At 69.6% G+C, this 10,093-nt stretch carries 13 protein-coding genes; 8 read left to right on the top strand and 5 right to left on the bottom strand.

Annotated features, from left to right (window positions below):
* Positions 1-244, bottom strand: a 244-nt coding sequence (locus VGT00_15835) for a hypothetical protein (GenBank protein ID HEV8532892.1), incomplete at its 3' end; no start/stop codon positions are given.
* 89 nt (positions 245-333) lie between these two features.
* Here VGT00_15835 and VGT00_15830 point away from each other — a divergent pair.
* Positions 334-1,332 (top strand): TRAP transporter substrate-binding protein, encoded by a 999-nt coding sequence (locus VGT00_15830; GenBank protein HEV8532891.1) that lies wholly within the window; start codon positions 334-336, stop codon positions 1,330-1,332.
* 147 nt (positions 1,333-1,479) lie between these two features.
* Here the strand turns inward: VGT00_15830 and VGT00_15825 are convergent, their stop codons facing one another.
* The 4 genes from VGT00_15825 to VGT00_15810 are packed head-to-tail and all read right to left on the bottom strand — an operon-like array spanning position 1,480 to position 3,427.
* Positions 1,480-2,214, bottom strand: a complete 735-nt coding sequence (locus VGT00_15825) for a DUF3750 domain-containing protein (GenBank protein HEV8532890.1) — start codon at positions 2,212-2,214, stop codon at positions 1,480-1,482.
* Positions 2,215-2,267: 53 nt separating this feature from the next.
* Positions 2,268-2,453, bottom strand: coding sequence for a hypothetical protein (locus VGT00_15820; protein ID HEV8532889.1), 186 nt, complete (start codon positions 2,451-2,453; stop codon positions 2,268-2,270).
* 49 nt (positions 2,454-2,502) lie between these two features.
* Entirely contained in the window at positions 2,503-3,165 is a 663-nt protein-coding gene (tenA, locus tag VGT00_15815) for a thiaminase II (GenBank protein ID HEV8532888.1), read from the bottom strand.
* Between the two features lie 13 nt (positions 3,166-3,178).
* On the bottom strand, positions 3,179-3,427 hold the full coding sequence (locus tag VGT00_15810; GenBank protein HEV8532887.1) for a GIY-YIG nuclease family protein: 249 nt from the start codon (positions 3,425-3,427) through the stop codon (positions 3,179-3,181).
* Here VGT00_15810 and VGT00_15805 point away from each other — a divergent pair.
* The 7 genes from VGT00_15805 to VGT00_15775 form a co-directional block, all read left to right on the top strand.
* The gene (locus tag VGT00_15805; GenBank protein HEV8532886.1) at positions 3,421-4,368 is read left to right on the top strand and encodes an acetamidase/formamidase family protein; all 948 of its coding nucleotides are present in this window, start codon (positions 3,421-3,423) and stop codon (positions 4,366-4,368) included. The genes VGT00_15810 and VGT00_15805 overlap by 7 nt on opposite strands.
* 71 nt (positions 4,369-4,439) lie before the next feature.
* Entirely contained in the window at positions 4,440-5,342 is a 903-nt protein-coding gene (locus VGT00_15800) for a radical SAM protein (GenBank protein HEV8532885.1), read from the top strand.
* On the top strand, positions 5,327-6,127 hold the full coding sequence (locus VGT00_15795; protein ID HEV8532884.1) for a metallophosphoesterase family protein: 801 nt from the start codon (positions 5,327-5,329) through the stop codon (positions 6,125-6,127). The genes VGT00_15800 and VGT00_15795 overlap by 16 nt, the downstream gene beginning before the upstream one ends.
* An 8-nt stretch (positions 6,128-6,135) precedes the next feature.
* A complete protein-coding gene (locus VGT00_15790) occupies positions 6,136-7,656 on the top strand; it encodes a mercuric reductase (protein HEV8532883.1) in 1,521 nt (506 codons plus the stop codon).
* The gene (locus tag VGT00_15785; GenBank protein ID HEV8532882.1) at positions 7,653-9,113 is read left to right on the top strand and encodes a VTT domain-containing protein; all 1,461 of its coding nucleotides are present in this window, start codon (positions 7,653-7,655) and stop codon (positions 9,111-9,113) included. Before VGT00_15790 ends, VGT00_15785 begins: the two co-directional genes overlap by 4 nt.
* A 31-nt stretch (positions 9,114-9,144) precedes the next feature.
* Complete coding sequence (locus VGT00_15780; GenBank protein HEV8532881.1) at positions 9,145-9,819, top strand: TIGR04283 family arsenosugar biosynthesis glycosyltransferase; 675 nt, start codon at positions 9,145-9,147, stop codon at positions 9,817-9,819.
* Positions 9,816-10,093, top strand: a 278-nt coding sequence (locus VGT00_15775; protein ID HEV8532880.1) for a histidine phosphatase family protein, incomplete at its 3' end; no start/stop codon positions are given. The genes VGT00_15780 and VGT00_15775, both read left to right, overlap by 4 nt.

Here is a 10,093-nt window from a genome sequence, read left to right as displayed (position 1 = left end):
GCCCGTCCATCTCCCCAAAGCGCCCGTCCATCTCCCCAAAGCGCCCGTCCATCTCCCCAAAGCGCCCGTCGATCTCGGCAAAGCGGCTGTCCACTGCGTCGAAGCGCCGGTCCATCTCGGCAAAGCGCCCGTCCATCTCGGCAAAGCGGCTGTCCACCGCGTCGAAGCGCCGGTCCACCGCGTCGAAGCGCCGGTCTACGGCGTCGAAGCGCCGGTCCAGATAGGCGACAAGCTCGGCGTCCACGCGGGTACTTTGCCGCCGCGCCGCGGCCGGGTCAAGTGTCTCCTCGATGAGACACGATCAAGGCTGAGGCGTCCGGCGGGAGAGTCCAAATGATGGGGCAACGCTGGGCCCGATTGCTCGTGGCCGCGCTGCTCTTCACCGCCGCACCCGCGGCCGCGCAGACGACCACGTGGCAGATGGCCAATGAGTATCCGGCCACGTCCATCCACGGCGAGGGCGATCAGTTCTTCGCCAGGGAGCTCCTCGATCGCTCGGGCGGTCGGATCGTCATCACCCATTCGTTCGACGCCGCCCTCGGCTATCGCTCCAGGGACTTGCTCGAGGCGGTGGCGCGCGGCACCGTGCCGGTGGCCGACATGTACATCGGGGCGCTCGGCGATGTCCACCCGATCTTCCTCCTGCCCTCGCTGCCTTTCCTCGCCGTCACCCCCGAGCAGGCGCGTCTCCTCAACGAAGTGGCCCGGCCCGACTACGAGCGCGTGCTCGCGCGCCACAACCAGAAGCTCCTCTATCCTTCGCCGTGGCCACCCGCCGGGCTCTGGGCCAAGAAACCCATCGCGGGGATCGAAGCGCTCCGCGGCCTGCGCGTGCGCACGGCGGACGCCAATGCCACGGCCACCCTCCGCGCGGCGGGGGCGCTCCCTTCGCAGCTCTCTTTTGCCGATGCCCTGCCCAAGATCAAGAGCGGCGCCATCGAGGCGGTCCTCTCCTCGGGCGACGGGGGAGCGGGCCAGCGGCTCTGGGAGCACCTCCGCTATTTCACGGCCATCAACTACTCGATGACGATGAGCATGGTCACCATCAACCTCGATGTGTGGAACGAGCTCGACACCGACCTGCGGCTGGCCGTGCAGGGCGCGGCCCGGGCCACGAGCGAGCGGCAATGGAAGGAGATCCAGACGCGCATCGCGTTCAACTACGAGCGCATGCGCGCCAACAACGTGGGGATCATCACGGAGGTGACTCCTGGCTTTAGCAAGGCCCTGCGCGAAGCGGGGCAGCTCGCGGTGGACGACTGGCTCCTCAGGGCCGGTCCGCGGGGGCAGGAAATCCTCGACACCTACCGCAGACAAATCCCCGCTCGCTAGCCCGAACTATTCAGCGCGCGTACTGCATCCTCGCCTCCCCTTCACCCTGCCCTCTCCCCCTACGGGGGCGAGGGATTAAATGAATCCCTCTCCCTCGGAGAGGGAGAGGGCTGGGTGAGGGCGGCGTTGTCTCGCAAATAGTCCAGGCTAGGGCATGCCCACCCGGCCGACGGCGGGGAGCTTGAGGGCCGGACGTTTCACCGCCACCCCGAAGGTCAGGCCGAGGACATTGACCTCCACACCCTCCTCCCAGGCCGCCAACACGCCGAGCAGGCCGAAGACCGAGACCTGGAGCCCGGTTCCGCTCGGCGCCAGCGCGACGGGCTCTCCGCCGGGGAGATAGTCCTTGCCGATCGCCGTTGGCGGCAGGTCGAGGCGCAGCTCGGGCACGGCGCGGGCGACATAGGCAGTGAAGGTATTGCTATTGGGTCCCGGCCAGGTCCGGTACGAATCGCGGTAGGGATAGGCGGCGACGGCGGCCTGGACCTTCTCGATAGCGGCATCGGCCTCGGGCCCGCGGAGATCGACCAGGAGATAGGGCCGGCTGCCGAACCAGTCATTGTCGGGGCCCGTGCGATCCACGCGAAGGGCCGGCCCCCCTCGACTGACGCCCCAGCCCATGACCTCATACCTCGTATAGGCCGAGGCACCGGAAGCCTTGAGGGCTATCCAGGTATGGACGGCAAGGAGCCCGCGCCAGCCGACGGCGCGTGCCGCATAGACCTGGACGACCGCGTCCTTCGTCGTGGCGGGATCAGGCGCCTGGCCGGAGGGCTCGCGGGAGAGCTCCCACCAGCTGCCACGGGCCCGCTCCATGACCGAGCAGCCGGCGGCGACCGTGACGAGCGAAAGCACTACCCCCAGTCGGGCCAGGCGCCTCATAGGCCGACAGCTTACCGCGCGCTGCGTGAGCGGCGCGAGCAGCCGCCCGGCGCCTAGATCAGCGGGAGAGGATAGCGGAAGGGCGCCCAGCCTATGCCCTCGACGGGCTTGGGCGTGTACGCCTCGGCCTTCCTGGAGGCGGCCTTGGCCGCCGGCTTCCGGGCCGACGCCTTCTTGACTCCTGCCTTCTTCGCCACCGGCTTCTTCGCGGTCTTCTTGGCCACTTTCTTCTTTGCCATGCGCGGGAGTCTACCTCATGGTCCTTGGACTGGTCAATTGAGCATCGCCTTATACGGGCCACGATTCCTTGCGCCAGCCCATATCCCAAAACATCCACTCGTAGCGGCTGGTGGCGACGAAGTGGCGGCTCATGAGCTGGCGTTCGCGCGGGCCCAGTCCCGCCGCCATCTCATCGAGGCAGGCGATGACGAGGCGGACGAGCCCGCCGAACTCCTCGGAGGCGTAGGTGCCGATCCATCGCGCGTAGAGCACGTCCTTCGAGCCCGAGCGCTCGAGGGCCTTGCCGACCTCCCAGTAGATCCAGTAGCAGGGGAGGAGCGCCGCCACCGCCTCGTGAAATGGCGCGCCGTACGCCGTGGAGAGCAGATAGCTCGTGTAGGCCTGGTTGGTCGGCGCCATGGGCGTGGCCGCCACCGCCTCCGCCGTGAGCCCCCACTCGGCGAAGAAGCTCTCGTGCAGCGAGCGCTCCACCTTGAGGGCGCCCGCCGCGTGCTCGTTGAACATGATGATCCACTCGTCCCGGGGGGCGCGCGCGGCGGCCAGGGAGAGCGCCCGCGCGAAGTCGCGGAGGTAGAGCGCGTCCTGCACCGCGTAGAAGCGGAAGGCGTCCCGAGGGAGCGAGCCGTCCGTCAAGCCGCGGACGAAGGGGTGGGCGAGGATCTCGGCATAGATCGGCTCGATGCTGCGCCAGAGCTCGGCGGAGAAGGCCATGGGCGGGAGGATACTACCGCCGGCGCCGGACCAGCGCGAGCTTGGCGGTACGGGTCAGCTGCTTGATCTCCGCCTCGCGCCGGAGGGCGGCGCCGCGGTCGCGCTTGCGCTCCACATAGCGTAGCCTGACGGGCAGCCGCGCCCGTGTATACTTCGACGCGCGCCCGCGGGCGTGCTGGGCCAGGCGCCGTGAGAGATCCGAGGTGGCGCCGGCATAGAGGGAGCCATCCCCGCACTGGAGGAGGTAACAGACCCATGCCATCGCCGGCTAGTATGCACGAGCTCGATGACTCCACGGTCCATTACGAATGGAACAACGGCATCGAACCCCGGCTCGAGATCGAGCCAGGCGACACCGTCGCGTTCCGGACCCGCGACGCGGCGGACGGCTACTACTCCCGCCGCTCGACGCACGCCGATGTGATCGGTCGGGGGCCGTTTCGGGGGCATCCCCTGACCGGACCAGTGCGCGTCAAGGGCGCGCGTCCGGGTGACGTGCTCGTCGTCGAGGTGCTCGACATGCGCCCGGGAGCGGATTTCGGCTGGACGTCGATACGGCCGGGGCGCGGGCTCTTGCCCGAGTCCGATTTCGCCAAGCCGTTTCTCCAGATCTGGGACCTTTCCGACGCGACGCATGCCCGCATGGACAAGCGGGTGGCCGTCCCCATCGAGGCCTTCCCGGGCGTGATGGGCACGGCCCTCGACGAGGCGGGCGGACACAGCACTATGCCGCCGCGGAAGAACGGCGGCAACATGGACATCAAGCAACTCACGAAGGGCTCGACGCTCTACCTGCCCGTCTGGGTCGAGGGCGCGCTCTTCAGCGTCGGCGATGGGCACGCGGCGCAGGGGGACGGCGAGGTGTGCGTCACCGCCGTCGAGATGCGGGCGCAGGTGACGCTCCGATTCGGGCTCCAGCCCGGCCGCCGCCTGCCCGAGCCTCAGCTGCGCACGACGCGCCCGCTGGCCACGGGAACGAATACCGCGCCGTGGTATGCCACGACCGCGCATGGGCCCGATCTCTTCGCGGCCGCCCAGCAGGCCGTGCGCCACATGATCGACCATCTCGTGACGGAGCGCGGCTTCTCCCGGGAAGAGGCCTATATCGTCTGCAGCGTGGCCGCCGACCTGAAGATCAGCGAGATCGTGGACGCGCCCAACTGGATCGTCTCGGCCTTCATGCCGGACAGCATCTTCGTCTGACCGATGAGGGGCCTGGCAAGCTCGGGCCGGCGCGCACCTCGTGGGCACGTGACCGCATCCAAGGACGGGACATGAAGGGACCGATGAGCCTGCCCGTGATCAACTGGACCCCCGTGCCCGCGGACGCCCCTCGAGCGCCCTTCCTGCGGCTCTCCACGCTCTGGATCCAGATCACGGGAACGTGGTGCAACCTCGAGTGCGTCCACTGCATCAATGCCAGTGGCCCCGGGGAGGCGTGGCTCAAGCCCGTGCACCCCGACGTCGCGCGGCGCGCCATCCGCGAGGCCGAGGACCTGGGCGTGAAGGAGATCTATTTCACGGGGGGCGAGCCGTTCCTCCACGGCGAGATGGTGGCCCTTCTGGAGGAGGCGCTGGACGTGGCGCCGACCACCGTGCTCACCAATGGCACACTCATCGATGAGGCCATGGCCGATGCGCTCGCCGCCCTGGCCCGGCGCGCCTCCTACTCCCTCGAGATCCGGGTCAGCCTCGACGACACTGACTCCGACAAGAACGACAGGGTGCGCGGGGCCGGCTCGTTCTCGAAGGCCATGGGCGCCATCACCCGGCTCAACGACCGCGGCCTGCTGCCCATCGTGACGGCGACCGAATTCACGAGCGCCGAGCACGCGGGGCCGGGGAGGTACGAGCGCTTCCGGGACTTTCTCACGGGGCGAGGTATCGAGAAGCCGAGGGTGAAGATCATGCCCGTCTTCGCCCTGGGCCGACTGGGGCGAGAGGGTGATCCGCGGCTCACCGAGACGGACCTCGCCCACTTCGATCGCGGCCTGCTCCAGTGCTCCGAGTCGCGGGTGGTCGGGGAGGGCGGCGTGTATGCCTGCCCCATCCTCGCGGGGCTGCCGGGCGCGCGGCTGTCCGAGGGCGGGCTCGAGGAGTCCTTCGTGGATGCGCCGCTCTACCATCCGGCCTGCGTCACCTGCGTGCAGACGGGGATGACGTGCAAGAACGGCTAGAAGAGTTTCGGCGCATCGCCGTCTTCGGCGGCGTCTACAACAACGCCCTCGCCCTCGAGGCCATGCTCGAGGACGCGCGCCGGCGCGCCGTCGAGGCCGTGTTCTGCCTCGGCGACATGGGCGGCTTCGGGCCGCATCCCGATCGAGTGTTTCCCCTTCTCCGCGACGCGGGCGTGCTCGCCATCCGGGGCAACTACGACGAGTCGCTCGCTCAGGGCAAGACCGATTGCGGCTGCGGCTACACCGATCCGCGCGACAATCACTTCGCGCGGATCAGCTATGAGTACACCTTCGCGAAGACCGCGACGGAGAACAAGCGGTGGCTCGGCGGCCTGCCCGCTCACCGGCGCCTCCGGGTCGGCCGACACCGCGTGCTCATGAGCCACGGGTCTCCGCGGGTCATCAACGAGTTCCTGTGGGAGTCGGCGACGCCCACGGGTCTGCTCAAGCGGTTTCTTCGCGAGGGGGAGGCCGACGTCCTCCTCTGCACCCACACGGGCATCAAGTGGCACCGCGCCATGCCCGACGGCACGCATGCCGTCAATGTCGGGGTGATCGGCCGCCCCGAAAACGACGGCTCGAGCAATGTCTGGTACACGGTGCTGACGGCCGGGCCGGACCTCTCGGTCGAGTTCGTGCCCGTGCACTATGACTACGAGACGCTCGCCCGCCAGATGGAGCAGGAAGGGCTGCCCCCCGAGTTCGCCGAGACGGTGCGAACCGGGTGGTGGACGACCTGTCTCGAGAACCTCCCCTCCAAGGAGCGCTCGCGCGGCAAGTTCTGAGGGCCCTGATGCCGCCAATGGTGGAAGTTCTTCCCCGGGACGCCTACAACGCCGAGCTGATCGCCCAGGTCCACCCGCCCGACTGGCGGCCGCCGAGCCCGGCCCCGCGCTACAACCTGGTCGTCATTGGCGCGGGCACGGCCGGGCTGGTGACCGCGGCGGGCGCGGCCGGACTGGGCGCGCGAGTGGCCCTGATCGAGCGGCACCTGCTGGGCGGCGATTGTCTCAATGTCGGCTGCGTGCCGTCCAAGTGCGTCATCCGCTCCTCGCGCGTGATAGGCGAGGTGCGCCTGGCCGCCTCCCTCGGCGTGCGCGTGGGCGGGCCCGTGGAGGCTGACTTCAGCGCCGTCATGGAGCGGATGCGGCGAGTACGGGCGCGGATCAGCCACCACGACTCGGTCGAGCGCTTCCGCGGGCTCGGGGTCGACGTCTTCCTCGGCGACGGGCGCTTCACCGGACCCGACACGGTGGAGGTGAACGGCACGCCCTTGCGGTTCAAGAAGGCCGTCATCGCCACCGGCGCGCGGGCTCATCACCCGGAGGTGCCCGGCCTTCGCGCGGCGGGGTTTCTCACCAACGAGAACGTGTTCGAGCTGACGCAGCGTCCCGCGCGCCTGGCCGTCATCGGAGCCGGGCCTATCGGCTGCGAGCTGGCCCAGGCCTTCCGGCGCCTGGGCTCGGAGGTCACGCTCATTCACACGGGCGGGCACATCTTGAACCGCGAAGACGCGGATGCGGCGGAGATCCTCCAGCGCGCCTTCGTGGACGAAGGCATCCGCCTGGTCCTCGACGCCAAGGTCGAGCGTGTCGAGCGCGCGGGCGGGGGCAAGGTCTTGCACGCGACGGCGCCGACGGGGCCGACGCGGGTCGAGGTGGACGAGATCCTGGTGGGCGCCGGGCGCGTCCCCAACGTGGACGGTCTCGGCCTCGAGGCCGTCGGCGTCGCCCATGACGGGCGGGACGGCGTCCAGGTCAACGACCGCCTGCAGACGACCAATCCGCGCATCTATGCCGCCGGCGACATCTGCATGCCGGAAAAGTTCACCCACGCGGCCGACGCGGCGGCCCGGGTGGTGATCCAGAACGCGCTGTTCCTCGGACGCAAGAAACATTCGGCCCTCACGATTCCCTGGTGCACCTATACCGACCCCGAGATCGCGCACGTCGGCCTCTACGCGCGGGATGCCGAGCAGCGCGGCGTGGCCGTGGACACCTATTTGCGAGCCTTCGCCGAGGTCGACCGCGCCGTCGCGGACGGCGAGGAGGAGGGGTTCGTGAAGGTGCACGTGCGCCGGGGCACCGACAGGATCATGGGCGCCACCATCGTGGCCCGGCATGCCGGCGAGATGATCAACGAGCTGACGCTGGCCATGACGGCGGGCATAGGGCTCGGGCGGCTGGCCTCGGTCATCCATCCCTATCCGACCCAGGCCGAGGCCATCCGCCAGACCGGCGACCTGTACAACCGCACGCGCCTCACCCCCGCGGTGCGGCGGCTCTTCGCCGCCTGGCTCCGGTGGACGCGATGAGCCGATGGACCCGGCCCGTGCTCATCGTGGCGGTGGTCGCCACGGGCATCATCGTGGCGCGGGCCCTCGGGCTGGGCGAGGTGATCCGTCTCGAGAACGTGGCCAGGCTCAAGCAGTGGATAGGGGGCTTTGGCGCCCTCGCGCCGGTCGTGTTCATGGCCGGCTACGTCCTCGCCGTGGTCTTCTTCGTGCCCGGTCTGCCCATCACGGTGCTGGGCGGCGTGGCCTTCGGCCCCGCCTGGGGCACCCTCTACGTATGGATCGCCGCCACCATCGGCGCGGCGTTGTCCTTCCTGGTCGCGCGTTACGGCGTGCGCAGCACGGTGGAGCGCTGGGTGCAGCGGAGCCCGCGCCTCGCCCGGATGGACGGGCAGGTGGCCGAGCACGGCTGGCGCATCGTCATGCTCACGCGCCTCGTGCCGATCTTCCCGTTCAACCTGCAGAACTACGCGTACGGTCTCACCCGCATCGGCTTCTGGCCCTATGCCATTACCTCCTCCATCTGCATGCTGCCCGGCACGGCAGCCTTCACCTTCGCGGGGGGCGCGCTTTCCGAGGGACGGGGCGAGATCAGGCGCACGCTCGGGTATCTCGCGGTCGCGGGAGTGCTGCTCGTCCTCCTCTCGCTGGTCCCGCGCTGGCTGCAACGCCGGAGCAAGCTCGCGGGCGACCTTCTCAAGGCGGGGATCATCGCCATACTGCTCGACGTCATCGTGCTCGGTGCCGCGGCGCTCGCCCACGCGGCCGACGCGGACGCCTACGCGAAGCTGCTGAGGGTCCATGTCCGCCCGGGTACGATCAGCGGCATCACGCTCAACCTCGTGGACTACCGCGCCGTGAAGGCCGATCCCGCCTACGCTCAGGCGCTGGCCGCCCTGGCCGAGACGAGGCCGGAGGCGCTCCCGAGCGACGTCGCCCGCCTCGCCCTGTGGACCAATGCCTACAATCTTCTCGCTCTCAAGGCGGTGCTCGACCGCTACCCGACCCCGAGCATTCGCGACGGCGGCAGCCTTCTCTCCCCCATCTGGAAGAAGAAGATCGGCATGGTCGGGGGAACGGCCTATGCCCTCGACGAGATCGAGCACGGCATCCTCCGCAAGACCTTCAGGGATCCCCGCGTGCATTTCGCCATCGTGTGCGCCTCGCTCTCCTGCCCGGACCTCCGGCCCCAGCCCTACGAGGCCGCGCGGCTCGAGGCGCAGCTCGACGAGCAGACGGCCGCCTTTCTCTCGAATCCCACCAAGGGATTGCAGGCGGGAAGCGACGGCAAGACCGCGCGCGTCTCGTCGATCTTCAAGTGGTTTGCCGGAGACTTCGCGGCAGCCGGGGGCGTGGCCGCCTTCATCCGGACACGGGCGGAGCCCGGCCTCGGGGCCAGGCTGGCCCGGCTCGAGGACACGGGACTCAGCTATCTCGACTACGACTGGAGCCTGAACGACACGGCGCGGAGCCGCTGAGGTCCGCGCAACGCGGCCCGTCCCCCTCAGCATCATCATCCCCGCCCTCGAGGAGGCGCCGAACCTCGAGCGACTCCTGCCTGATCTCCGCGCGCGCTTTCCCGAGGCGGAGATCGTGGTGGTGGATGGGGGCAGCCGCGACGGCACCATGAAGGTGGCCCGCCGGGTCCCCGGCGTGGCGGCGCTCGCGAGCGCGCGCGGTCGAGCCATCCAGATGAATGCGGGCGCTCGCGCCGCGCACGGGCATATCCTCCTCTTCCTTCACGCCGACACGCGACTGCCCGATGGCGCGCTCGAGGCCGTGCACGTGGCCCTCGCCGACCCCGCCGTGGTGGGCGGGCGATTCGACGTGCGCTTCGACAGCCCTCGGCCGGTCCTTTCGATGATCGCCTTCTTCATGAACCTGCGCTCGCGCCGGAGCGGGATCTCGACGGGCGATCAGGCCATCTTCGTGCGCCGCGATGTCTTCGAGAGCCTGGGCGGCTATGCCGAGATCCCCCTCATGGAAGATGTCGAGCTCACCCGGCGCCTCAAGCGTCGCGGGCGGGTGGTGGCGCTCCGCTCGCGCGTCACCACGGCGGCGCGCAAGTGGCAGCGGGAAGGGGCGCTCCGGACCATGGCGCTGATGTGGGCCCTGCGCTTCCTTTATATGTGGGGCGTGGCGCCGGCCCGCCTTCATCGCTGGTACTATCACCGCGACCCATGAGCAGCGCCACCCCCGCCGAGCGGCGCCCGGAGCTCTGGCTCATCCGCCACGGCGAGACGGAGTGGAGCGCGAGCGGGCAGCACACCGGCCGCACTGATATTCCCCTCACCGACGCCGGCATCCGTCAGGCGCAGGCCCTGGGCCGATATCTCGCCGGGCGCGCCTTCGCCCTCGTCTTGACCAGCCCGCTCTCCCGCGCCGCGGATACGTGCGGGCTCGCCGGCTACGGCGACGTGGCCCAGCCCTCCGACGATCTCCTCGAGTGGGACTATGG

Source organism: Candidatus Methylomirabilota bacterium (assembly GCA_036002485.1).
Taxonomy (GTDB): Bacteria; Methylomirabilota; Methylomirabilia; order Rokubacteriales; family CSP1-6; genus AR37.
Note: the sequence above shows the minus strand (reverse complement) of the source record. Positions and strands in the feature narration are given on the sequence as shown.